The sequence below is a fragment of the Micromonospora rifamycinica genome (genome assembly GCF_900090265.1).
GTDB lineage: Bacteria > Actinomycetota > Actinomycetes > Mycobacteriales > Micromonosporaceae > Micromonospora > Micromonospora rifamycinica.
Window position 1 is genome coordinate 2,473,425 of record NZ_LT607752.1, and the last position, 23,421, is coordinate 2,496,845.

Consider the following 23,421-nt stretch of genomic DNA (forward strand, 5'->3'; position numbering starts at 1 on the left):
ACGTGGGTGACCCGACCGCCAACGGCCGTGCGGCGGAGTCCGCCGTACTGACGTCGGCCGCGACCTGGTGCGACCGCTGTGGTGCGGACGCCACGGCGGGCCCGCACCCGGGGTGCGCGACGGCCCGGGTGCTGGAGCCGCCCCGCTACTGCGGGCGCTGCCGACGGCGGATGAAGGTGCAGGTGCTGCCGGTCGGCTGGTCGGCGGTCTGCGTCGAGCACGGCGAGATCCGGGGCTGACGGCGTGCTGCGGGGGCGGACGGTCACGCTGCGGCCGGTGACGGAGGCGGACGTGCCCGCCCTGGCCGCGATCCGGGCCACTCCGGAGGTGCGCCGCTGGTGGCGCGGCGACGACGACCTGGCCGCGTCGGTGCGGGCCGACCTGGCCGACGACACACTGGTGGTCTACGCCGTCGAGGACGCCGGCCGGCTGGTCGGGGCGATCCAGTGGTACGCCGAGCCCGACCCGGACTACCGCCACGTCAGCCTGGACGTCTTCCTCGACCCGGCGGTACGCGGCACCGGGCTGGGCGGGGACGCGATCCGCACCCTGGTCCGGCACCTGGTCGACGAGTACGGCCACCACCGGTTCACCGTCGACCCGGCGGCGGCGAACACGGCGGCGATCCGGGCGTACGCGAAGGTGGGGTTCCGGCCGGTGGGCGTCATGCGCCGCTACGAGCGGGGCGCGGACGGGCGCTGGCACGACGCGCTGCTGATGGACCTGCTCGCGGAGGACCTGCCCGACTGAACCGAACGGGCGTGTCCGGCACCCGCAGGTGCCGGACACGCCCCGGTCGTTGCGCGTGCGGAGGTGCGCCTAGCGCTGGAGGGTCAGGACCCCCGGCCGCCACGGCAGCAGGTTGTAGTCGGTGTTCGCGTTCGGGTCCTTGCCCTGGTAGAGCAGTTGCAGGTTGCAGGCGTCGATGGTCTTGGTCTGGTCGGGGTTGGTGCGGACCAGGTCACCGTGGCTGATGTCGTTGGTCCACGTGGCGCCGCTGTTGGCCTTGCCGGCGAAGGGGTTGCTCTCGCTGGTGGCCTGCGGGGTCCACGAGCCGCCCAGGCTGCTGGAGGTGAACGAGCGGAAGTAGCGTTGCCCCTGGCTTCCGATCGCCTCGACGATCATCAGGTACTGGTTCTGGCCCTGCACCTTGTAGACCTCGACGCCCTCGAACAGGTTGTTGGTCGAGTCGGTCATGATCGTCGTGTAGCTCGACCCGAAGCTGCCCGGGAAGTTCCCGATCGGCATGCTCGACCGGTAGATCTTGCCGTTGTCCCCGGCGAAGAACAGGTACATGTTCTGGTCGTCGCCGATGAGGGTCTGGTCGATCACCCCGTACGGGGCGTCCGGCAGGGTGGCGGTGGACAGCGTCTGCGCCGAGGACCAGCCGTTGGCGTTGGTCGGGTCGCTCGACGTCTTGTAGCTGAACGAGGTCGGTCCCCACTGGTACGCCAGCACCCAGATGTTCTTCGGGGCGAAGTAGAACAGGGTGGGCGCCACGGTGCCCTGGCTCATCCCGTTCTGGCTGGCCGAGGCCATGTCGGACCAGTTGGTGAAGGTGCCGAAGTTCATCGAGCTGTACTGGCCGCTGCTGTTGACGTACGAGCCGTAGACCAGGTGCTTGCCGTTGTAGACGACGTTGGTGAAGTCCTTGAGCGAGACCCAGCCGTTCTTCGGGTTGGTCAGCGCGCCGGTCGACGACCACCGGTAGGTCGACGGGAGCGCGCAGCCGCCACCCGGGGGCGGCGTGGTGGTGGGCGGCGGGGTGGTGGTCGGCGGCGGGGTGCTGCCCCCGAAGTCGGTGCGCCACTGCTGGTTGGTCTGCCCGTGGCAGTCGTACAGCTGGACCTGCTGGCCGTTGCCGGTGCCCCAGACGTCCAGGCAGCGGCCGGACTGCACGCCGGTGATGGTGCCGTTGGCGTTGACGTTCCACTGCTGGTTCGCCCCGCTGTTGCAGTCCCAGATGATGATTCCGGTGCCGTTGGCGGTACCCGCGCCGTTCGCGTCCAGGCACTTGGTGCCGTAGACCCGCAGCTGCTTGCCGCTGGTGTACGTCCACTGCTGGTTGGACTGGCCGTTGCAGTCGTAGAGCTGCACCCGGGTGCCGTTGGTCTGGGTGGAGTTCGGCACGTCGATGCACCGGTTCGACGCCACGCCGACGATCCGTCCGGCACCGCCGCTCGGCGGCGGGGTCGTGGTGGGCGGGGGCGTGGTGGGCGGGCCGGTGGTCGGCCCGGAGGTCGGCGGGGCCGCGTTGAGCGCGTTGAGGACCGAGTTGTACGCGGCCTTCTTGTTGCCGCCGCCGTCGAACAGCAGCGGGCTCTCGTTCGAGCGCCAGGAGTCGCTGTCGCGGACGCCCCACACGGTGATGCCGATGCAGCGCGGCACGTTCAGGCAGGCCTGGGTCAGCCCCGCGTACTGGGTGGTCGAGGAGTTCGTGACGTCGACCTCGGTCAGCGCCACGTCCACGCCGAGGGCGGCGAAGCTGGACAGCGTGGTCTGGAAGTTGCTCGGCAGCGAGCTGCCGCCGGTGAAGTGGGTCTGCAGGCCGACGCAGTCGATCGGCACGCCCCGGGACTTGAAGTCCTGGATCATGCGGTAGACGCCCTGCGTCTTGCCGTACGACCAGTTCTCGATGTTGTAGTCGTTGTAGCAGAGCTTCACCGACGGGTCGGCGGCCCGCGCGGTGCGGAACGCCACCTCGATCCAGTCGTTGCCGGTGCCCTGGAGGTTCGACGACCGGCGGCTGCCGTCCTCGTTGAACGCCTCGTTGACCACGTCCCACGCGGCGAGCTTGCCCTTGTAGTGGCCCATCACGCCGTTGATGTGGTCGATCATCGCCTGGCGCAGGTTGCTGCCGCTCAGGCTCTGCATCCAGCCGGGCTGTTGCGCGTGCCAGGCCAGGGTGTGCCCCCGGACCTTCAGGCCGCGCTGGGTCGCCCAGTTGTAGATCTGGTCAGCGGAGTTGAAGTTGAACTGACCCCGCTGGGGCTGGGTCGCCTCCGGCTTCATCTCGTTCTCGGCCGTGATCATGTTGAACTCGCGGCCGGCGATCGTGCTGTACGTCGAGTCGCCGAGCCGGCCGGCAGCGATGGCCGTGCCGAAGTACCGGCCCGACTGCGCGGCGGCGGCGCCCAGCGTGGTCGCGGCGGCGTTCGCCGACGGCATCATCACCGCGACGGCTGCCACCGTCACGACGCTGACCGCGCCGGCGAGCAGCGCCCGGACGGCGGGTGGTCGCCGTCGCCGGCTGCCGCCGTGGTGGACGGACGGGCTTGTTGCCATCGTGGCCTCCTTGCTGGCCAACACCCGGACCGTCGGGACGGGACGGCCGGACGTCTGGGTCGTTAAATCTAGTGCCGTCGATGTTTCCATCAGACACCGGCCTGAACAAAGATGTTTCGGAAAAGTTTCGGAACATTTTTGGTCGGCACGGCCCGACGCGACGTGGCCGGTCACCCAGGGTGGGGTGCCGGCCACGTCACGTGGATGGTCAGGAGACCGTGCAGGCGGCCCCGTTGAGGGTGAAGCTCGTCGGCTTCGGGTTGCTGCCGGTGTGGGTGCCGTTGAACCCGATGCTGGTGGACGCGCCGGGGGCGAGCGCCCCGTTGTAGCTCATGCTGGTCGCGGTCACCGCCGCCCCCGTCTGGGCGAACGTCGCCGACCACCCCTGGCCGACCTTCTGACCGCTGGTCGGGAAGGTGAAGGCCAGACTCCAACCGGTGAGCGCGGTCGTGCCGGTGTTGGTGATGCTGATGCTCGCGGTGAAGCCGCTGGTCCAGTCACTGGTGGTGTAACCGACCTTGCACGACGAGGCGGGCAGGGTCGGGGTGGGGGTGGGCGTCGGGGTGGAGGTCGGCGTCGGGGTCGGCGTCGAGGTGCCCGGCAGGGTCTGCACGGTGACGGTCTTCGACGGGGTGGACGGGTTGCCGGCGGCGTCCACCGCCACCACGTAGAACCCGTACGACGTGTCCGGCGTCAACCCGGTCACCTGCTGGGTGGTGCCGGCGCCCGTGGCGACGACGAGGTGCGCCGGCCAGGAGGTCTTGTAGACCCGGTAGCCGGCGACCCCGACGTTGTCGGTGGACGCGGTCCAGCTCAGCGTGACCCCGTTCGCGCCGATGTTCGACGCGGTCGGGGTGCCGGGCGGCGTCGGCCCGGTGGTGTCCGAGCCGGTGCCGGCCGGGGTGGCCACCGCGAGCGCCGACGACCACAACGAGCTGTTGCCGGCGCCGTCGCGGGCCAGCACCGAGAACCGGTAGTTGCTGGCCGGCGAGAGCGTGGTCAGGGTCAGGCTGTTGGTGGTGGTGCGGAAGGAGGAGCGCACGTCGCTGCCGACCGGCTCCATGGCGACGTCGTAGCCGGCCACGCCGCTGCCACCGGTGTCGGTGGACGCGGGCCAGGTCAACGTCAGGCCGGTGGGCGTGATCGCGGAGGCGACCGGGGTGCCGGGGACGGTGGGCGGGGTGGTGTCGGTCGGCGTCGAGGTCGGCTCGTCACCCCAGACCCGGGTGGTCCCGGCGTACAGCGGCACCTTCGGGTTCGGGCCGGCGGTGGCCTGGTACGACGGGTCGTTTGTCGGATCCCAGGTGCCGCCCTCCGGTACGCCGATCTTGAACTGCACCTCCATCCGGTGCTGCGACTGCCCGGCCGGGGCGATCGTGTAGCCGGTGCAGTCCACCTCGACGTACCAGATGTCGCCGGAGAGCTGCCTGGCGGTCGACGGCGACGGGCACCCCTGGGTGTAGCCGGAGGTGACCTGCACGGCGGTGCTGCCCTCGGGCCGGAAGTAGTAGCGGAACTTCCCGTTGGTCAGCGCCCGCGCCGGGAACGCCGACTTGTTGTAGACGACCGCCTTGAGCCCGGTCGCCCGGGGCTCGGCCTGCATCACCGTGGTCTCCACGGTCAGCTCGGGGATGTCCGGGGTCTCCGCGGTGGGGAAATTGGCGAGCGGGGTGCCGCCGTACTCCTGGGAGAGCCGGGCCAGCGCGGAGGTGAAGCCGGCGTTGTAGTCGGTGGCCACCTCGTTCATCACGTAGTCCGACCGGCTGTCGGTGTAGGCGTCGTTGGCCGCCGACGGGCCGCCGACCAGTGCGCCGTAGAGCACGTGCCGGGTCTCCACCGGCACCGTCTGGCTGTCCCACCAGGAGCCGTGGGCGGTGCGGTGGTGCGGGTTCTTCGGCGCGTTGGCGCCGAACCCGATCATGTAGCTGGACTTGCGCGGGTTGTCACCGAGCGCGTAGTTGACCTGCCGGACGGCGAAGTCGTGGAACCGGGCCTTGCGGGTGGCGTCGGTGGTCTTGTCGCTGTAGACCAGCGCGGCGAAGCTGGTGTTGGCGGCGTACCGCAGCGCGCCCCAGGAGTCGAGGACGGCCATCCCGCCCGGCGAGTAGGGCACCTTCTGGCCGTTGACGCCGACCGTCCAGTAGTCGAGCCACCGGTTGGCGTCGTCGACGTACTTCTGCTTGCCGGTCAGGTTGGCCAGCAGCACGTACGCCCCGAACTGCTTGTTGTCCCAGGCGATCGTCCACTTGTAGGACCGGGTGGTGGACTGCGGCTCGGTGCCGAGCTTGTCGTACTCGCTCTCGGCCTTGGCCAGGTAGGCCGCATCGCCGGTGGCCCGGTACAGCCAGATCGCGCCCCAGACCAGCTCGTCCTGGTACCCGCTCCACGACTTGTAGAAGCTGGTCGCGTCGGTGATGCACTCGTGGTAGCTCTTACGCACCGTGTCGGCGAACGTGTAGAGCTGCTTGGCATGGGTGAGCAGCTTGTCGGCGTAGGCGGCGTCGGTGGGCCGGAACACCATCGACGACGCGGCCATCGCCGCCGCCGTCTCCCCCGCCAGGTCCGCGCCGCCACAGCTCGCATCGATCTTGTACGCGGGCCGCGCCATCGGCAGCACCTCGGCCGGACCCCACCACTTGTGGTCGTCGTCGCCCTTGCCCACCTGCCCGTAGAGCACGTTCGCCGACGGGTGCGCCTTGATGAAGTAGTCGTTGACGAAGCGCAGGTTGTTCAGCAGCGGGGTGAGCTGGCCGGCGGCGACGTACCCGTCGCGGTACTCGACCGCGCCCCAGGCGAGCATGGTGGCGCTGAACGCCATCGGGAAGCCGAACTTCACGTGGTCACCGGCGTCGTACCAGCCACCGGTGAGGTCCACGCCGACGTCGGCGCCGTCGGTGAGCGCGGAGTCACCCCGCCAGGAGACCCGGTTCCAGGACGGCTTCTTGCCGGACTGCTGCGCCTCGTAGAACAGCAGCGACTTCTGCAACGCCTCGGGGTAGTTGAACATGCCGGTGCCCGCGACGTCGGCGCGGTCGGCCGTGGCCGGCGCAGCCCCCGCGAGGGACGGGAGCGTGCTGATGGCGAGGGCCAGACCGCTGGTCAGGGCGGCACCGGCGGCGAGCAGGCGGCGGAGCCGGGGCCGGCCCCCGCCCGACCGGCCGGGCCGGTTCGGGTGCTGCATGGGCGGAACTCCTGTCGATAGGGGGGTGCCTCCGGCGGCCCCACCGGACGCGGGGACGGGGCGTCGCGGTTGGTGGGGCCGCCGGAGGCGGGTGGTGGTGGGGGCCGAAGGAGTCGCGGGAGCGCTCCCATGGACGTGCGCCAATGTAATCACTGTGTCACGGGTTTGTGAAGGGGCCGGGCACGACGAAACCCGGCGGACGCTCGGGCCACCGCGACCCGGTCCCGCACCCGGAGCGCCCGTCGCACCCGGTCACCGGGCGGGTCACCCGGACCAACCCGGGTCGGTCCGGCACCCCCGGTCGTCCGGCCACCGCGCGGTCACGCGGACTAACCTGGGTCGATGTCGATGATCGAACAGGTGTCGTTGGGGGTGGCCGACGACCGCCGCGCCGGCCGGTTCTGGGCCGCCGCGCTGGGCTACGTCCGTCGTCCACCCCGCTACCCGGGAGACGAGTGGATCGTGGTGGAGCCACCGCCCGGCACCGCCGGGGTGGCGCTCGCCATGGACGTCAGCGAGAGTCCGGTGTCCGAGTTCCCCCGCACCCACCTCGACCTGGATGCGGGTGACCGGGACCTCGACGAGGAGGTCGACCGGCTGATCGGCCTGGGTGCCGGTCGGGTCGACTGGCCGTACTACCCGGCCGAACCGGAGCCCGGCCAGCTGCCGTACGTCGTCCTCACCGACACCGAGGGGAACCGGTTCTGCGTCTCCGGGCACCGCCGGGCGGGCACCCTCTTCGGCTGATCACCGCCCCGACCCGGCACACCGGCCACCCGCCGGGCCGCTGGCCGAGCCGGCACGCCGGTCACTCGCCGAGGCAACCCGCCGGCCCGGCCCGCCGGCCACTCGCCGGGGTGGCCCCGCACATGGGCAGGGCCCCCGCACCGGGGGCCCTGCCTGTGCACCGTCCTCCGCATCGGAGTTCGGCCGTGCACCGGATGGAATGCCCCCGCCCGGTGCCGTACGGGTCGTCTTCAGATCTCGGCGGAGGTCAGCGCACCCCACCGCCGGGGTCGGTCCGCCGGGGGCCGCCCACCGTCGCACCGGCCCGTGGGGACGCGTCGGCGACCGGACCCTTGTCGGCGCGGGCGACCAGGGGAACGGTCACGGTGAGCAGCGTGCCGTCCCGCTCGACCGGCGCGGGCCGACCCAGCCGGGCCACCGTCCGGACCATCGGCGTGTTGTCCGCCTGGGTGTGCAGGACCAGCGCCGCGTACCCGGCCCGCTCGGCGTGGGCCAACAGCCGGCGCAGCAGCGCGGTGCCCAGGCCACGCCGTTGCCAGTCGTCCCGGACCAGCAGCGCCACCTCCGCCTCGTCACCCTCGGCGAGCAGGTTGGCCAGCGCGACGACCGACTCCGCCGCCCCGCCGGAGCCGGTCGTCGTGGCCACCAGGGTCAGCCCCCGGGTCGGTGCGAGCAGCCGGCGCAGCCGGCTCGGCGAGGGCAGCGCCGCCCCGCTCAGGTACCGCCGTTGCCGGCTGTGCGCCGAGCAGCCCTCGTGCAGCTCCACCACGCCGGCCAGATCGTCGGCGGTCGCCGGCCGGATGGCCAGCTCCGCCCCGTCGGGCAGCACCAGGGTCACCCGGTCGGCCTCCCGCCGGGTCACCGCCGCCGCCAGCTCCACCAGCGCCTGCGCCCGGGCGTACTCCGCCGGGGTGAAGCTCGGTGCCTGCCGGCGCAGCTCGTACGAGCCACCGGCCGGGTCGGTCAGCAGCATGGTCGTGGTGCCGACCGCGTCGTGCGCGACGGCGGGCGTCGGCCGCCAGGTCACCTCGTCCAGCCCGAGCGTGGTGCGGAGCACCTCCCCGGCCTGCTCCGGATCCCGCACCAGCCGGGTGGCCAGCCCGAGCGCCCGGGTCGGCTGGTCGACCAGGCCGCGCGCCTCGCTGCGCGCCACCCAGCAGTCCCGGCCCCGACCCCGCTCGACGGCGGCGACCAGATCCGCCTCGCCGAGCGCGTCCGGCGCGTCGACGAGGAAGTCGTCCACCGCGCCGACCTCGGTGGTGTGCACCTGCACGGTGAGGATGTTGACCCCCCGCAACGCGAGGCTGGCCGTGAGGACCGACAGGTAACCCGGCCGGTCGTCCACGGTCGCCCGGATCCGCCACAGCGCCATGTCCACTCCCTTCCCTACCGGTGAACCCTGCCCGGCGCCTGTTGCCGTGGCGTTGCCCGGCGGTGTCGCACCGGGAACCGTTCGCCCAGGTCAGGTGACGGTGGTCACCGAACGCGGGCCGACCAGGTCGAGCCGGTCGCCGAGGATCACCGCGCTGGCCCGGACCAGCTGGGCGAGCCGGTCCACCTCGGTGGCGTGGAACCCGGCGGCGGTCAGCGGCTCGGTGTGGTCCCGGGCGACCACCAGCACCAGCCCGGCCCGGCCGAACGGCGCGATCGCGTAGTGCGTGCCGTCGGCCATGGTCAGGGTGCGGGCCCGCAGCGGGGTCACCTCGGGCAGCCGGGGCGGCTCGGGGGCACGCCAGCTGGCGTGCCCGACGGTCGCCGTCCCGCCGCCGGCCCGCGAGGCCCAGTCCACCGGTACCACGGCGGCCACCGCCCAGTCCGCGGCGAGCAGCCCGGGAACCGCGTCGACCAGGGTGGCCACCCCGTCGGTGGGGTTCGCCGCCACCTGGGCGAGCAGCTCGGCGTCCTGGCCCGTGGTGGTCGGGGCGCCGATCGCCCGCCAGACCCCGTCGACGCGCACCCCGGGGATGGCGGCGAGCCCGGCGAGCAGGCCCTCCACCCGGGCGGCACCCGGCCACACCACGGTGAAGTCGTCGACCGCCCGGCCACCGAGCCGTTCCAGCACCACGACCTGGACGATGTCGGCACCGGAGACGCCGAGCGTGCGGGCCACCTGGCCGAGTGTCCCGGGTCGGTCCGGCAGGGTCACCCGAACTCTCAGCAACATGTCTGTCCCTCCGCTCGGCGGACCGGCCGCACACGGCCGGCAGGCTGGTTCCCAGCCTGCCGGTTGACCATTTCGCCCCTGTTGCCGCGGCATGTCCCGGGCGGAAAATCGCTGACCTTGACAACCCGGCTGAGCTGCCATCAACTATGCGGATGACCGAGCCGGCCGACGCTTCCCCCGGCGGCACGGCGCCGGCCGGGTCGCCGCCGGGGCTCGACCTCGACCGGCTCGCCGGCTGGCTGGCCGTCCACCGGCCGGAGCTGGCCGACGGGCCGCTGCGGGCCAGCCTGGTCACCGGCGGCAAGTCCAACCTGACCTACCTGCTGAGCTGCGGTGCGCGGGAGGTGGTGCTGCGTCGCCCGCCGCTGGGGCACGTGCTGGCCACCGCGCACGACATGGCCCGCGAGCACCGGGTGATCTCCGCGCTCGCGCCGACCGCCGTGCCGGTGCCCGAGGCGCTGCTGCTCTGCGCCGACCCGGCGGTGATCGGGGCACCGTTCTACCTGATGCAGCGGGTGCCGGGCGAGGTGCTGCGCAGCCGGGCGCAGACCGACCCGCTCACCGACGCGCAACGCCGCGACCTGGCCTGGGCGATGATGGACACCCTCGCCGCGCTGCACACCGTCGACCCGGCCGGGGTGGGGCTGGCCGACTTCGGCCGCCCCGAGGGCTACCTCGGCCGGCAGGTGCGACGCTGGGCCGGCCAGCTCGACCGGTCCCGCAGCCGGGAGCTGCCCGGGGTGGACGAGCTGCGCGACGCGCTGGCCGCCTCGGTGCCCGACGGGGTGAACGCCGGCCGGATCGTGCACGGCGACTTCCGGCTGGACAACCTGCTCACCACCGCCGACCCGGTGTCGGTCCGGGCGGTGCTGGACTGGGAGATGGCCACCCTCGGCGACCCCCTGGCCGACCTGGGGCTCCTGCTGACCTACTGGGACGTGCTCGGCGACAGCGACCTGGCCGAGGGCAACCCGGTCGCCGACGGGCTCGGCCCCCGAGCGGGTTTCCCCACCGGCCGCGAGCTGATCGACCGGTACGCCGGGCGCAGCGACGTCGACGTGGGGCCGCTGCACTGGCACCTGGCCCTCGGCTGTTTCAAGCTCGCGGTGATCTGCGAGGGCATCCACTACCGGCACACCCTCGGGCAGACCCTCGGCGGTGGGTTCGACCGGATCGGCGACATGGTGCCGCCGCTGGTCGCACACGGTCTGCGCGCGATCGGGGAGCACTGATGGACTTCGGGTACGACGCACGCACCGTCGAGCTGCGCGAGCGGCTCGGCGCGTTCCTCGACGAGTGCGTCCTGCCGGCCGAGCCGGTCCACGCCGAGCAGGTCGCCGCGGCGGGTGACCCGTGGGCGCGCTCCCCGGTGCTCGACGGGTTGAAGGCCGAGGCCCGTCGGCGCGGCCTGTGGAACCTCTTCCTGCCCGACCCGCGCTACGGCGCCGGGCTGACCAACCTCCAGTACGCCCCGCTCGCCGAGCTGACCGGGCGCAGCCCGCACCTGGCCCCCGAGGCGGTCAACTGCGCCGCCCCGGACACCGGCAACATGGAGCTGCTGGCCGAGTTCGGCACCGAAGCGCAGCGCGAGCGGTGGCTCACCCCCCTGCTGGCGGGCGAGATCCGCTCCGCGTTCTGCATGACCGAACCGGAGGTCGCCTCGTCCGACGCCACCAACATCGCCACCCGGATCGTCCGCGACGGCGACGACTACGTGGTCGACGGACGCAAGTGGTGGTCGTCCGGGGCGATGGACCCGCGCTGCGAGATCTTCATCGTGATGGGCAAGACCGATCCGACCGCCGAGCGGCACCGCCAGCAGAGCATGCTGCTGGTGCCCCGGGACACCCCCGGGGTGCACGTCCGCCGGGGGATGACCGTCTTCGGCTACTCCGACGCCCCGCACGGTGGCCACGCCGAGATCGACTTCACCGGCGTCCGGGTGCCGGCCGAGAACCTGATCGGCGTCGAGGGGGCCGGGTTCGCCATCGCCCAGGCCCGGCTCGGGCCGGGCCGGATCCACCACTGCATGCGGCTGGTCGGGATGGCCGAGCGGGCGCTGGAACTGCTCTGCCGGCGGGCCAACCAGCGGGTCGCGTTCGGCCGGCCGCTGGCCGAGCAGGGTGTGGTCCGGGAGTGGATCGCCGAGTCCCGGGTGCGGATCGAGCAGGCCCGGTTGCTGGTGCTCAAGACCGCCTGGCTGATGGACACGGTCGGCAACAAGGGCGCGCACACCGAGATCCAGGCCATCAAGATCGCCACGCCGGCGATGGCCGAGTGGGTGATCGACAAGGCGATCCAGGGGTACGGCGGCGCGGGGGTCAGCCAGGACACCCCGCTCGCCGGGCTCTGGGCCCAGGCCCGCACCCTGCGGCTCGCCGACGGCCCCGACGAGGTGCACCGGTCGTCCCTGGCCAAGCGGGAACTGCGTCGCTGGTCCTGACCCGGCTACCCCGGCCGGTGCGCCGGCCTACCTGTCGGCGCGGTCGGAGCCTGCGGGCGGAGACGGCGGCGGGTGGGGCGAGCGCGCCCGCCGGAGCTGTCGAAGCGCTTCAGGTGGAGGCACGCTGAATCAGCTCGGTGTCCAGCAGCAGGTGCGGGGTGGGCACGTCGTCGCCCCGGATCCGGGCCACCAGCAGCCGGGCCATCTGCCGGCCCATCTCCTCCACCGGCTGGAAGACCGTGGTCAGCGGCGGATCGGCCTGCTGGGCGACCGGGGAGTCGTCGAACCCGATGATCGCCACGTCCTCGGGCACCCGGCGGCCCGCCTCGCGCAGCGTGCGCAGCGCGCCGAACGCCATCAGGTCGGAGGCGACGAAGACGGCGTCCAGCTCGGGGCAGGCGTCCAGCAGCCGCCTCATGCAGGCCGCGCCGCTGCCCTCGCTGAAGTCCCCGTACGCGATCATGCGGGGGTCGAGCCCGCCGATGGTGGCCTCCACGGCCTCCCGGTAGCCGACCAGCCGGGCCAGGCCGACGCCCATGTCCTGGGTGCCGGCGATGGTGGCGATCCGCCGCCGGCCCCGCCGGGCCAGGTGCTCGACGGCCTTGCGGGCGCCACCGACGTTGTCGACGTCGACGAACCAGGACGGCCGGGCGCCGGGGCGCAGCATCCGGGCCGGTCGACCGCCCAGCACGGTGGGCAGGTCGCGCTCCTCCAGCAGGGTCGGCAGCGGGTCGGAGTCGTGCAGCGAGAGCAGCAGGACCCCGTCGACGTGCTGGTTGGTCAGGTGGTTCTCGACCCGTTCCCGTTCGATCGGGGACTGCACCATGGCGAGCCAGAGTTGCAGCGGCGTCTCCAGCAGCCCGGAGCTGACGCCCCGGACGATGCCGGCGAAGAACGGCTCGGTGAAGACCCGCTCCCCCGACTCGGAGACCACCAGGGCCACCGAGTCGGTCCGCTGGGTCACCAGGGCGCGTGCCGCCCGGTTCGGGACGTACCCCAGCTCGGCGATGGCCTGTTGGACGGCGGCCCGCGCCTCCGGACTGACCTGGGGTGAGCCGTTGACCACCCGGGAGACCGTGCCCCGCCCGACACCCGCGCGAGCGGCGACCGCGTCGAGGGTCGGGCGCCCGAGTGACCGGGTGCGTTGCGTTGTCATCGTCTGCTCCTCCGACGTCGGACGGTCCCCGCCGGCCGCCCCCGGGGGCGGGCGGCACGGCGGGGCCGTCCGGAATACTGGCTGGCCTCTGCCTATTGTGCGGCCAGACCGTTGCGTCGGATCACCTCGGCGTACCACCTGGCACTGGACTTGGGGATACGGACCTGGGTGTCGTAGTCGATCCAGACCATCCCGAAGCGCTTGGTGTAACCCCAGGCCCACTCGAAATTATCCATCAGCGACCAGGCGAAGTAGCCCCGCAGGGGCACTCCTGCCGCAATCGCCTCGTGCGAGGCCCGCAGGTGGGCGTCGAAGTACGCCAACCGGTCGACGTCGTCGACCTGACCGTCCTGCACCGTGTCGACGAACGCCGAGCCGTTCTCGGTGACGTAGAGCGGCAGGTCGGTGTACTCCTCGTGCACCCGGCGCAGCGTCTCCACCAGGCCCGGGGCGTCGATCTCCCAGTCCATGTCGGTGACCGGCACCCCCCGGGTGACGAACCGGACGTCCTCGCTGCCCGGCCAGCAGGACGGCGCCCGCCAGTACTTCTCCGGCTCCTCGCCGGGCACCGGCGCGGCCACCACGTGCCGGCTGTAGTAGTTGATCCCGACCAGGTCCAGCGGAGTGGAGATGATCTCCAGGTCGCCGTCGCGGACGTGTCCGAAATCGGTCACCTCGGCCAGGTCGGCGACCAGGTCCTCCGGGTACGACCCCCGCAGCATCGGGTCGAGGAAGAACCGGTTGGCCAGCCCGTCGATCCGGCGGGCGGCGTCCACGTCGGCGGGCGCGTCGCTGGCCGGGGTGACCGGGTAGAGGTTGACCGTGACGCCGAGCTGGGCCTGCGGCAGCGTCGCCCGCAGGGCCTGCACGGCCAGCCCGTGGCCGAGCATGAGGTGGTGCCCGGCCCGGACCGCGTCCGCCCCGTTGGAGCGGCCGGGGGCGTGCGCCCCGGAGCCGTAGCCGAGGAAGGCCGAGCACCACGGCTCGTTCAGCGTGGTCCAGTACTTCACCCGGTCACCGACGGCGTCGGCGACCAGGGAGGCGTAGTCGGCGAACCGGGCGGCGGTGTCCCGCACCGGCCAGCCACCGAGATCCTCCAGCGGCTGGGGCAGGTCCCAGTGGTAGAGGGTGAGCCACGGCTCGATGCCGTTGGCCAGCAGCTCGTCGACGAGCCGCCGGTAGAAGTCCAGGCCCTCCTGGTTGGCGACGCCGGAGCCACCCGGCTGCACCCGGGGCCACGACACGGAGAACCGGTACGACTTGAGGCCCAGCTCGGCCATCAGCCGGACGTCGTCGGGCATCCGGTGGTAGTGGTCGCAGGCCACGTCGCCGGTGTGCCCGCCGACCACCCGCCCCTCGGTGTGACTGAACGTGTCCCAGATCGACGGGGCCCGGCCGCCCTCGGCGGCGGCCCCCTCGATCTGGTACGCGGCGGTCGCCGCGCCCCACAGGAAGCCGGGCGGGAAGGTCGGTTCCGGCCCCTGGTCGAGTACGCCGACGGCGGGCGGGTGGGTCGGGTTGCTCACGACTTGACGGCACCTTCCATGATGCCGCCGATGATCTGGCGGCCGAACAGGATGAACACGATCACCAGCGGCACGGTGCCGATGGCGGTCGCGGCGAACACCTGCGAGTAGTCGGTGTAGTAGGCGTAGGACAGGAACGCCAGCGACACCTGCAGGGTCGGGTTCTCGGGGGTGAGCACGGCGTACGGCCAGAGGTAGGAGTTCCAGGTCTCCATGAAGGTGAGCAGGCCGAGCACGGCGGCGGCGGGGCGCAGCGCCGGCAGCACGATGTTCCAGAAGATCCGGAAGGTGCTGGCGCCGTCGACCCGACCGGCCTCGATCAGCTCGTCGGAGATGGCCTGGATGGCGTACTGCCGCATCATGAACACGCCGAAGGCGCTGACCAGGAAGGGCACGGTCACCGCGAAGAGGGTGTCGTACCAGCCGAGGTCCTGGATCATGCCCCAGAGCGGGATCAGGCCGAGCTGGGTCGGGATCATCATGGTCACGATGATCGTCAGCAGCAGGGCGTTACGGCCCCGGAACCGCAGCTTGGCGAAGGCGAACCCGGCCAGCGAACCGGTGATCACCACCGAGACGGTGACCACCGCGGAGACGATCACCGAGTTGAGCAGACCGGTGAGGAAGTTCGCCGCCGGGTTGTCGAGCACCCGGCCGAAGTTCGCGCCGAACTCGCCGGCCGGGGTGAACGGCGGCGGCACGTCGTTGATCTGGTCGAGGCTACGGGTGGCGATGACCACCATGTAGTAGAAGGGGTAGACCGAGAAGAGCACCGCGACGACGAGCGCGATGTAGAGCAGCGGACTGGTGCGCCAGAGGCGCTGGGATGCCTTGTTCACGGCGTGGTCCTCACTTCACCGAACGGCGGACGAGCAGGAAGTTCACCAGCGAGACCAGGGCGATCATGACGAACATGGCCCAGGCCACCGCGGCGCCGTAGCCGGCGGAGCTGAGGTTCTCGATGCCGAGTTCGTACATGTACATCGCCAGGGTCTGGAACTCGCGCTGGTCGCCACCGATGATGTTGCCGTTGCCGAAGACCAGCGGCTCGGTGAAGAGCTGGAGTCCACCGATGGTGGACAGGGTGACCACGAAGACGAAGGTCGGGGTCAGCATCGGCAGGGTGATCCGCCAGAACTGCTTCCACTGGTTGGCGCCGTCGATCGCGGCGGCCTCGTAGAGGTCCTTCGGGATGGCCTGCATACCGGCCAGCAGGATCAGCGTGTTGTAGCCGGTCCACCGCCAGTTGACCATGGAGGCGATGGCCGTCCAGGAGCTCCACTTCTGGGCGTCCCAGTCGACCGCGTCGACCCCGACCAGGCTGAGCATCCAGTTGATCAGACCGAAGTCGCGCTGGAAGAGCATCCCGAAGACGATCGCCACCGCGGCGACGGAGACCACGTTGGGCATGAAGATGGCCATCCGGAACAGCGTCCGGGCCCGCAGGAAGGTGCGGTTGAGCATGGTGGCCAGGAAGAGCGCCAGGAGCAGCTGCGGGATCGTCGACAGGATGAAGATGCCGAACGTGTTGATCGTGGCGTTCCAGAAGTACTCGTCGGTGAACAGCCGGGTGTAGTTGTCGACCCCGATGAAGGTGTGGTCGCCGATGAGGTCCCAGTCGTGCAGCGACATCCAGGCGGTGCGCAGCATCGGGTAGAACCCGAAGATGCCGAAGACCACGAAGAACGGCGCGATGTAGAGGTAGGGCGAGAGCTTCAGGTCGAGGCGGTTCAGGGTGATCGCCCGGCTGCGCCGCCGGGGAGGTGTGGGGGGTGGTGCGCTGGGCGACGGCGGCGCCGTCGTGGCCGAGAGGCTCATGCGGGGTCCTTTCCCGGCTCCGGCGGGGCCGGTGAGGCGGGCGGTACGCGGAACGGGACGCCATTGGTGGCGCCCGGGACATGCCCGGACGCCACCGCCGGTGGTGGTGCAGTGATCAGAAGGCGCCCTGGGTCTTGGCGTCCTTGAGGAACTGCTCCCAGGCCTTGTCCTTGGGGGACTGCCCGTTCTCGTACGAGCGCAGCGCCGGCTCGAACGCGTTCTCCTTGACCGCCTGGTGCTTCGGGCCGAGGTGCAGCGGCTTGATCTTCTCGACGCTCTCACCGAAGATCTTGCCGGTCGGGGCACCGCTGAAGTACTCGTTGGTGTAGCTGGTGAACTCCGGGTTCTTCAGCGCCTCGAGGTTGGTCGGCAGCGGGCCCTTGAGCTTGAACGCCTCGACCTGGCTCTTCGCGTTGGTCAGGTACTCGGCGAGCTTGGCCGCTTCCTTCTGGTACTTGCTCTGGGCCGGCACGGCGAGCCAGGAGCCGCCCCAGTTGCCCGCGCCGCCGGGAACCGGCGCCAGGTCCCACTTGCCCTTGTTCTCCGGGCCGGAGTTGTCGGCGACGATACCGAGCATCCACGACGGGCAGAAGGTGGCCGCGAAGGTGCCCTGCTTGAAGCCGGCCGACCACTCGGGCGACCAGGTGGCGCTCTTCGCGGAGATCTTCGCGTCGGACATCGCGACGGCGGTGTCCCACGCCGTCTTCACCGCGGCGCTCTTGTCCGCGATGACGTTGTCCTCCTTGTCGTAGAACAGGTCACCACCCTGCTGGACCATGACCGCGCTGGCCGCGGTGGTGGCGGAGTCGATCATGCCCTTGTTGGTGGCCGCCCGGTACTTCTTGCCGGTCTCGATGAAGGCGTTCCAGTCCGGCCAGAGCGCCGCCACCTGGTCCCGCTCGGTCGGCAGACCGGCCTCTTTGAACAGGTCCTTGCGGTAGCAGACGCCGAGGCTGCCGACGTCGGTGGGCAGGCCGATCAGCCGCCCGTCCGCCGCCTTGCCCAGCTCCCACTTCCACGGCAGGTATTCCTTGCTGTGGTCGGCCACCAGCGGCGTCAGGTCGGCCCAGTTGGCCGGGTTGGTCTTGAACTCGTTGAGGATGCCCTCTTCGAGCGCGGTCACGTCCGCCGCGCCCTTGCCGGTGGCCAGCGCCCGGACCACCTTCGGCCGGTACTCGTTGAGCTGCGCGGTCTTGCGCAGCTCCACCTTGATGCCGGTGTCCTTCTCGTACTGCTTGACGATCTCGTCGTAGCCGAACTCACCGAAGGTATCGACGACCAGCTTGCTGGGCTTTTCGCCGGACTGCTTCGGCTCGTCGTCCTTGCCGCAGGCCGCGAGACCGCCGATGGCGGTGACCGCGGCCAGGGCGGCGACCGCGAAGCGGTTACGCCGCGTGGTGACGCTCATCCTGACCCCTTTTCGATGGTGAGGCTGGGTGGTGTGTGGTGGGAGGTACCGCTGCACGTCCCGGGCCGGTCCGACGTCCACCGCCGGTCCGTCGGAGGTGGTCTCGGGTGATCCGCACCACGCCCTTGGGAACGCTCCCATGAGATTGCCGGGAGGTGTCGGGGGTGTCAATAGACCGTTGGGAGCGTTCCCAGATCGTTACCAGCTATGGCGTTTATCCCACTCCGTACGATGACCGGCGTCCGCTCCCGCCCGCGTGGGGTCAGCAGAAGCGGCGCAGCAGGACGGTGGCCCGATCCGGGTCGAAGGCCTCCGGGTCGTACCGTCCGCCCACCCAGTCCCGCATCGCGGCGTGCTCCCGATGGTGCGGATCGGTCAGCGCGGCCAGCAGCAGCGCCTGCCCGGCAGGTCCGCCGACACCCTCCGGCGGACCGGCCCGCTCCCCCGCCGGGCAGCTCGGATAACGCTCGCCCGGGTCGGCGGCGAGAACGTCCTCCACCACCAGCTCGTGCTCCCACCAGTCACCGAAGTCGTAGACGTAGCCGAACCGGCTGCCCAGGCCGGCCACCGCGTCCAGCCGGGTGTCCAGCTCGTCGCGGACCGCCGGCTCGGCGTCCGGGTCGGGCTCGCCGTACGGCACCCCGTCGATCTCGAACGAGTGCAGGCGACAGTCCCGCCAGCCCATGGCGTGCTGCACCACCCGGTGCAGCCGGTCCAGGGTGTACCCGCCGGGGACCAGCACCCGCCGCCAGATCGGCGGGTGGAACCCGGTGAGGGACACCTTCAGCTGGAAGATCCGACGTGGCATGTTGACCCCTCCACCCACCGCATAGGCTGCCCGCATGATCTGTCGAGCGTGCCGACGACAGCGGCACGACGAGTGCCCCGGTCGGCAGTGGTGCGACTGTCAGCACCGTACCCCCGTACCCACCCCGGTGGTCACCGGTCCGGCCGGCGGATGAGCGACGCAACGCCGATCCGGCGGATCTGGCCCGCGCCGGCCAGCGGCCCGCTCGACGACGCCGCGCTGACCGCGCTCTACGCCCGCGCCGACGACCCCCGGTTGCGGGTCAACTTCGTCGCCAGCGCCGACGGGGCGGTCACCCTCGACGGCTACTCCGCCGGGCTTTCCGGGCCGCCGGACAAGCGGGTCTTCGGGCTGCTCCGGATGCTCTGCGACGGGTTGCTGGTGGCCGCCGGCACGCTGCGGCACGAGGGTTACCGGGCGGTGCGGCTGAGCGAACCGCGCCGGGCCTGGCGACGCGCGCACGGTCTGGCCGAGTACCCGACCCTGGTGGTCGTCTCCGGGTCGCTGCGGCTCGACCCGGCCCAGGCCGCCTTCGCCGACGCCCCGGTACGCCCGGTGGTGCTGACCACCGGGACGGCCGTCGCGCCGCCCGGCCTCACCGCCGTCGTCGACCTGGTCCGGGTCGGCCGGGACGCCGTCGACCTCGCCGCCGGCCTGGCCGACCTGCGCCGACGGGGTCTGGGGCAACTGCTCTGCGAGGGTGGCCCACACCTGTTCGGCGCGCTCACCGCGGCGGACCTCGTCGACGAGCTCTGCCTGACCGTCGCGCCGGTGCTGGCCGGGGCCGGTCCGGGACGGATCACGGCCGGTCCCGGCAGCACGCCCCGGTCGCTGCCGCTGCGGCACACGCTGGCCGCCGCGGACGGCGTGCTCATGCTGCGGTACGCCCGCGACGAGCCGGGTCCGCCGCCCGCCGGTGCCGCGCCCGCCGGCTGACGTCGCCGCCGGTGCCCAGGGTCGCGCCCGCCGGCTGACACCGCTGTCGACCGGGCCGACCAGCAGCCCGCCGGGCACGGCTGCGGCAGCCGGCCGACCGCGCCGCACACGGCGAGGGGCGTGGGCACACCGGTCGGTGTGCCCACGCCCCTCGGACGACCGGGCCGGTGCCGACGGAGCAGGAGCCGTCGACACCGGCCGGGGATCAGCTGACGCTCACGGCCGCCCAGGCCGCGGCGACCGCCTTGTACTCGGCGCTGGTGCTGCCGTAGAGGTCGGTGGCGGCCGACAGGGTCGCGGTGCGGGCGCCCTTGTAGTTGGTGGTGGTGGTCATGTAGCGGGTCAGCGCCCGGTACCAGATCGCCCCGGCCTTGGTGTTGCCGATCCCGGCGACCGTGGTGCCGTTGCAGGTCGTGCTGGTGCCGTACGACGAGGTGCCGCTACCCACCGCGAGCAGGTAGAAGAAGTGGTTCGCCACGCCCGAGGAGTAGTGCACGTCCAGCCGGCCGACCGAGCTGCTCCAGCAGTCCGCCGAGCTGCCGTCCTTGGAGGGCTTGTCCATGTAGCGCAGCGGCACACCGCTGCTGCGCAGCTTCTCGCCGATCAGGTAGTCGCCCGGGTCCTTGGCGCTGGCCGCGGAGAACTCGACCAGGGTGCCGAAGATGTCGCTGGTGGCCTCGTTCAGGCCGCCGGACTCACCGCTGTAGCGCAGCCCGGCGGTGTTGCTGGTGACACCGTGGGTCATCTCGTGCCCGGCCACGTCCAGCGAGGTCAGCGGGTACCAGCCGGAGCCGCCGTCGCCGTAGGTCATGCAGAAGCAGGAGTCCTGCCAGAACGCGTTGGCGTAGTTGCTGCTGTAGTGCACCCGGCTGTACGCGCCGACGCCGTCGTTGCGGATGCCGTTGCGGCCGTGCGCGCTCTTGTAGTAGTCCCAGGTCTTCTGCGCGCCGAAGGCGGCGTCGGCGGCGGCGGTCTGCCGGTTGCTCAGGGTGCCGTCACCGAAGACGTTGGTGGTGCTGGTGACCAGCGTCCCGGTGCCGGTGGTACGGCCGTTCAGGTCGTAGGTGCGGTGGTTGCCCCGGGCCGGGTCGGCGAGCTGGTAGGTGCTGCCCGACTGGGTGCTGCCGACCGAGACCGTGCCGGAGTGGAACGTGTTGCCGGTGCCCTCCCGCTGCACCCCCTCCCAGGAGTCACGGACCGCGCCGGTGGTGGCGTCCACCAGCACGTGCAGCTCGCTGGGCGTGCCGTCGGCGTGCGTGCCCCCCACGACCACCTCGTAGGCGAGGACGGTCGCGGTGTCGCCCGCGTCGAAGACGAGCTGGGCGCCGGCGACCGAGCGGCCGGTGGCGGTCGAGGCGGCGTAGGCGATCTTGCCGGCGGCGGCCTCGCTGAGCTTGGCCTTCGGGGCGCGCTGCGGGGCGTCGGCGAGTCGGTGGGTCGCGCCCTGCCAGGAGTCACCCTTGCCCAGGTGGACGACCAGGTCGCCGCCGAGCACGGGCAGGCCGTCGGAGTAGCGGTTGAGCCGGACGTGCTGGGTGCCGTCGGCGTCGGTCACCACGCCGCGCGGGGTGAACGTCTGCCCGTCGGTGGCGAGGCCGGCCTCGGCGTGGGCCTCGAGCTGGGCGACCGCGCGGGCGAACGGGTCGGCGGGGGCGGGGGCGGCGCTGGCCGCGGTGGGCACCGTGACGGCGGTGGCCAGGAGAGCGGCCGTGGCGAGGCCGCTCATCAGGGGGGTTCGACGCATCGGGATTCTGCCTCCACAGGGACAGTCGGGGGGGTGCCGACTGACGGCGACCCGGCGGCGGTGGACCGCGGGTCGGCCACGTGTCCGCAGGTTACGGACGTGGCGACCGACATCGAAGGACAGAAGATCCTCGATGCCGACTGTGGCTATTCTGAGCCCAACCGGCCGCTTTCTGTCACGACCAAGGTGAGGAATTTTTCGGCGAATTTCCGAAGGGGGCCGCCACCTGGCGAAACACTGTCACCGACAGCCGGTGGATGAACCGTCGGTGACCGCCCGCTCCCCGGCGGTCACCGGAAGCGGCGTCGACGTCGCCACCCGCCGGGCCGGCGGTCCGGCCCGGCGGGTGGCGCACGCCGCGTCGCGTGGCAACCTGTCGCACTCCTCGGGCAGGATGCAGGGCGTGCGCCCTGACCGAGACGACCAGCTGACCGGAGCCCGCGGATGACCGACGACCGGATCGACGGCCGGATCGACAGCCCCGGCGAGCCCGTCGGCCGGGTGCTCGGCACCGCCGACGCCACCCCGTTGCAGTTCTGGACGGCCGTCTCCCCCGGCAGCTACCTGCAGCTCGACGACGTGGTGGTCACCCGCCGCGAGCTGCCCGACCGGGAGCCGGTCACCATCGCCGGGGTGGTCACCCAGGTCCGGGCCCGGCACGAGGGTGCCCAGTTCGAGTCGGACGTCTTCGCCATCGCCGACGGCACCCTCCCGGCCCAGGTGCAGGAGGCCGCCGAGATCACCACCACCCGGGTCGACCCCGAGCTGTACGTGCCGCCCGCGCCGGGCGCGACGGTGCACCGGGCCGAGGGCGACGCCCGGGCCCGCGCGCTGCACTTCGACCGGATGGAACGGCGGATCCCGATGGGGATGGGCCGCGACGGCGTACCGGTCTACCTCAACGCCGACTTCCTCGACGGCAGCCGGGGCGCGCACGTGTCGATCTCCGGCATCTCCGGGGTCGCCACCAAGACCAGCTTCGCCACCTTCCTGCTCTACTCGGTCTTCCGCTCCGGGGTGCTCGGCGGCGACGCGGTCAACGCCAAGGCGCTCATCTTCAACGTCAAGGGCGAGGACCTGCTCTTCCTCGACCACCCCAACGCCCGCCTCGACGAGCCCACCCGGGCCGCGTACGCGAAGCTGGGGCTGGCCGCCGGGGCCTTCCCCGACGTGCGGGTGTACGCCCCGCCCCGGGTCGGCGACGCCGCCGGCACCCCCGACGTGAGCAGCCGGCTCACCGGCGTCGACGCCTTCTACTGGACGCTGAGCGAGTTCTGCGCCGACCGCCTCCTGCCGTACGTCTTCGCCGACGCCGACGACGAACGCCAGCAGTACACGATGGTGGTCCACTCGGTCACCGCCCACCTGGCCCGCCACGCCCAGCCCGCCGACGGCGGGGTCAGCGTCGACGGGGTGCGCCTCGGCTCCTACGCCGACCTGGTCGACCACGTCGTCGAGCAGCTCAACGACGACGAGACCCGGGGCGACTGGGCCGGCAGCGCGGTCGGCCTGGGCACGGTCAACGCGTTCGCCCGCCGGCTGATCGGCAGCAAGAAGGACCTCGGCCGGCTGATCCGGGGTGACCTGGCCACCCGCCGCCCGCACGCGATCAACACCGCCGAGAGCGCCCAGGTCACCGTGGTCGACCTGCACAACCTCCCGGACCGCGCGCAGCGCTTCGTGGTCGGTGTGACGCTGCGCGGCGAGTTCGAGCGCAAGGAGAAGGCGGGCACCGCCAAGCCGCTGCTCTTCGTCGTCCTCGACGAGCTGAACAAGTACGCCCCCCGGGAGGGCTCCTCCCCGATCAAGGAGGTGCTGCTCGACATCGCCGAGCGGGGCCGCTCGCTCGGGGTGATCCTGGTCGGCGCGCAGCAGACCGCGAGCGAGGTGGAGCGCCGGATCGTCACTAACTCGGCGATCCGGGTGGTGGGGCGGCTCGACCCGGCCGAGGCGTCCCGCCCCGAGTACGGCTTCCTGCCGCCGGCCCAGCGGCAACGCGCCCTGCTGGCCAAGCCGGGCACGATGTTCGTCAACCAGCCGGACATCCCGGTCCCGCTCTGCCTGGAGTTCCCCTTCCCGGCCTGGGCGACCCGGGTCTCCGAGGCCGGGCGGGCCCCGTCGGAGACGCTGCGTTCGATCACCGGCTCGATCGACCCGTTCGCCGTGGTCGGCTCCGGTGGCGTCGACGACGACATCCCGTTCTAG

18 protein-coding genes are annotated in these 23,421 nt (G+C 71.9%); 7 read left to right on the forward strand and 11 right to left on the reverse strand.

Translation table 11 applies throughout. The features are described 5' to 3' along the window. Positions 1-2: 2 nt before the first annotated feature. Together bsaP and GA0070623_RS09905 are read left to right on the forward strand one after the other, a co-directional pair. Complete coding sequence (gene bsaP / locus GA0070623_RS09900) at positions 3-239, forward strand: biotin synthase auxiliary protein BsaP (RefSeq protein WP_067314977.1); 237 nt, start codon at positions 3-5, stop codon at positions 237-239. Positions 240-243: 4 nt separating this feature from the next. Next, positions 244-750 carry a GNAT family N-acetyltransferase gene (locus GA0070623_RS09905; protein WP_067314975.1) on the forward strand — a complete coding sequence of 169 codons (507 nt, stop codon included), beginning with the start codon at positions 244-246 and terminating at the stop codon, positions 748-750. A gap of 69 nt (positions 751-819) precedes the next feature. Here GA0070623_RS09905 and GA0070623_RS09910 read toward each other — a convergent pair whose 3' ends face one another. Both GA0070623_RS09910 and GA0070623_RS09915 read right to left on the reverse strand, forming a co-directional pair. Further along, positions 820-3,285, reverse strand: a complete 2,466-nt coding sequence (locus GA0070623_RS09910; protein WP_089004296.1) for a non-reducing end alpha-L-arabinofuranosidase family hydrolase — start codon at positions 3,283-3,285, stop codon at positions 820-822. Between the two features lie 208 nt (positions 3,286-3,493). Continuing rightward, positions 3,494-6,466: a glycoside hydrolase family 9 protein gene (locus GA0070623_RS09915; protein WP_067310868.1), complete on the reverse strand. Its 2,973-nt coding sequence runs from the start codon at positions 6,464-6,466 to the stop codon at positions 3,494-3,496. 342 nt (positions 6,467-6,808) lie between these two features. Between GA0070623_RS09915 and GA0070623_RS09920 the strand changes: the two genes are divergently transcribed. Next, positions 6,809-7,213 (forward strand): VOC family protein, encoded by a 405-nt coding sequence (locus GA0070623_RS09920; RefSeq protein WP_067310865.1) that lies wholly within the window; start codon positions 6,809-6,811, stop codon positions 7,211-7,213. A 247-nt stretch (positions 7,214-7,460) separates the two neighbouring features. Here GA0070623_RS09920 and GA0070623_RS09925 read toward each other — a convergent pair whose 3' ends face one another. Further along, a complete protein-coding gene (locus GA0070623_RS09925; RefSeq protein ID WP_067310861.1) occupies positions 7,461-8,585 on the reverse strand; it encodes a GNAT family N-acetyltransferase in 1,125 nt (374 codons plus the stop codon). A gap of 90 nt (positions 8,586-8,675) precedes the next feature. Beyond that, positions 8,676-9,377 carry an ACT domain-containing protein gene (locus GA0070623_RS09930; protein WP_067310857.1) on the reverse strand — a complete coding sequence of 234 codons (702 nt, stop codon included), beginning with the start codon at positions 9,375-9,377 and terminating at the stop codon, positions 8,676-8,678. Between the two features lie 152 nt (positions 9,378-9,529). Here GA0070623_RS09930 and GA0070623_RS09935 point away from each other — a divergent pair, with 152 nt between their 5' ends. Together GA0070623_RS09935 and GA0070623_RS09940 are read left to right on the forward strand one after the other, a co-directional pair. Next, entirely contained in the window at positions 9,530-10,609 is a 1,080-nt protein-coding gene (locus GA0070623_RS09935) for a phosphotransferase family protein (RefSeq protein WP_067310876.1), read from the forward strand. After that, positions 10,609-11,820: an acyl-CoA dehydrogenase family protein gene (locus GA0070623_RS09940; protein WP_067310854.1), complete on the forward strand. Its 1,212-nt coding sequence runs from the start codon at positions 10,609-10,611 to the stop codon at positions 11,818-11,820. The genes GA0070623_RS09935 and GA0070623_RS09940 overlap by 1 nt, the downstream gene beginning before the upstream one ends. Positions 11,821-11,929: 109 nt before the next feature. Here the strand turns inward: GA0070623_RS09940 and GA0070623_RS09945 are convergent, their stop codons facing one another. The 6 genes from GA0070623_RS09945 to GA0070623_RS09970 all read right to left on the reverse strand — a co-directional run bounded on the left by GA0070623_RS09945 (position 11,930) and on the right by GA0070623_RS09970 (position 18,536). After that, positions 11,930-12,976 (reverse strand): LacI family DNA-binding transcriptional regulator, encoded by a 1,047-nt coding sequence (locus GA0070623_RS09945; protein ID WP_067310851.1) that lies wholly within the window; start codon positions 12,974-12,976, stop codon positions 11,930-11,932. A gap of 92 nt (positions 12,977-13,068) precedes the next feature. Beyond that, positions 13,069-14,502, reverse strand: a complete 1,434-nt coding sequence (locus GA0070623_RS09950; RefSeq protein WP_067310847.1) for a GH1 family beta-glucosidase — start codon at positions 14,500-14,502, stop codon at positions 13,069-13,071. Further along, a complete protein-coding gene (locus tag GA0070623_RS09955) occupies positions 14,499-15,341 on the reverse strand; it encodes a carbohydrate ABC transporter permease (RefSeq protein WP_067310844.1) in 843 nt (280 codons plus the stop codon). The genes GA0070623_RS09950 and GA0070623_RS09955 overlap by 4 nt, the downstream gene beginning before the upstream one ends. A gap of 10 nt (positions 15,342-15,351) precedes the next feature. Then, positions 15,352-16,320 carry a carbohydrate ABC transporter permease gene (locus GA0070623_RS09960; protein WP_067310841.1) on the reverse strand — a complete coding sequence of 323 codons (969 nt, stop codon included), beginning with the start codon at positions 16,318-16,320 and terminating at the stop codon, positions 15,352-15,354. 115 nt (positions 16,321-16,435) lie between these two features. Then, positions 16,436-17,728 (reverse strand): ABC transporter substrate-binding protein, encoded by a 1,293-nt coding sequence (locus GA0070623_RS09965; RefSeq protein WP_067310838.1) that lies wholly within the window; start codon positions 17,726-17,728, stop codon positions 16,436-16,438. 262 nt (positions 17,729-17,990) lie between these two features. Next, positions 17,991-18,536, reverse strand: a complete 546-nt coding sequence (locus GA0070623_RS09970; RefSeq protein ID WP_067310872.1) for a plasmid pRiA4b ORF-3 family protein — start codon at positions 18,534-18,536, stop codon at positions 17,991-17,993. Positions 18,537-18,686: 150 nt separating this feature from the next. Here GA0070623_RS09970 and GA0070623_RS09975 point away from each other — a divergent pair, with 150 nt between their 5' ends. After that, positions 18,687-19,472 (forward strand): pyrimidine reductase family protein, encoded by a 786-nt coding sequence (locus GA0070623_RS09975; protein ID WP_067310834.1) that lies wholly within the window; start codon positions 18,687-18,689, stop codon positions 19,470-19,472. Positions 19,473-19,677: 205 nt separating this feature from the next. Here GA0070623_RS09975 and GA0070623_RS09980 read toward each other — a convergent pair whose 3' ends face one another. Further along, positions 19,678-21,216, reverse strand: a complete 1,539-nt coding sequence (locus tag GA0070623_RS09980; RefSeq protein WP_067310831.1) for a M4 family metallopeptidase — start codon at positions 21,214-21,216, stop codon at positions 19,678-19,680. 444 nt (positions 21,217-21,660) lie between these two features. Between GA0070623_RS09980 and GA0070623_RS09990 the strand changes: the two genes are divergently transcribed. Continuing rightward, complete coding sequence (locus GA0070623_RS09990) at positions 21,661-23,421, forward strand: ATP-binding protein (protein ID WP_067310825.1); 1,761 nt, start codon at positions 21,661-21,663, stop codon at positions 23,419-23,421.

Bases quoted from the DNA above. Each gene is read 5' to 3' on its own strand.
- GA0070623_RS09965 (WP_067310838.1), bottom strand. From the start codon at position 17,728: ATGAGCGTCACCACGCGGCGTAACCGCTTCGCGGTCGCCGCCCTGGCC.
- GA0070623_RS09910 (WP_089004296.1), bottom strand. From the start codon at position 3,285: ATGGCAACAAGCCCGTCCGTCCACCACGGCGGCAGCCGGCGACGGCGA.
- GA0070623_RS09970 (WP_067310872.1), bottom strand. From the start codon at position 18,536: ATGCCACGTCGGATCTTCCAGCTGAAGGTGTCCCTCACCGGGTTCCAC.
- GA0070623_RS09920 (WP_067310865.1), top strand. From the start codon at position 6,809: ATGTCGATGATCGAACAGGTGTCGTTGGGGGTGGCCGACGACCGCCGC.
- GA0070623_RS09925 (WP_067310861.1), bottom strand. From the start codon at position 8,585: ATGGCGCTGTGGCGGATCCGGGCGACCGTGGACGACCGGCCGGGTTAC.
- GA0070623_RS09940 (WP_067310854.1), top strand. From the start codon at position 10,609: ATGGACTTCGGGTACGACGCACGCACCGTCGAGCTGCGCGAGCGGCTC.
- GA0070623_RS09930 (WP_067310857.1), bottom strand. From the start codon at position 9,377: ATGTTGCTGAGAGTTCGGGTGACCCTGCCGGACCGACCCGGGACACTC.
- GA0070623_RS09975 (WP_067310834.1), top strand. From the start codon at position 18,687: ATGAGCGACGCAACGCCGATCCGGCGGATCTGGCCCGCGCCGGCCAGC.
- GA0070623_RS09980 (WP_067310831.1), bottom strand. From the start codon at position 21,216: ATGCGTCGAACCCCCCTGATGAGCGGCCTCGCCACGGCCGCTCTCCTG.
- GA0070623_RS09935 (WP_067310876.1), top strand. From the start codon at position 9,530: ATGACCGAGCCGGCCGACGCTTCCCCCGGCGGCACGGCGCCGGCCGGG.
- GA0070623_RS09945 (WP_067310851.1), bottom strand. From the start codon at position 12,976: ATGACAACGCAACGCACCCGGTCACTCGGGCGCCCGACCCTCGACGCG.
- GA0070623_RS09990 (WP_067310825.1), top strand. From the start codon at position 21,661: ATGACCGACGACCGGATCGACGGCCGGATCGACAGCCCCGGCGAGCCC.
- GA0070623_RS09915 (WP_067310868.1), bottom strand. From the start codon at position 6,466: ATGCAGCACCCGAACCGGCCCGGCCGGTCGGGCGGGGGCCGGCCCCGG.
- GA0070623_RS09960 (WP_067310841.1), bottom strand. From the start codon at position 16,320: ATGAGCCTCTCGGCCACGACGGCGCCGCCGTCGCCCAGCGCACCACCC.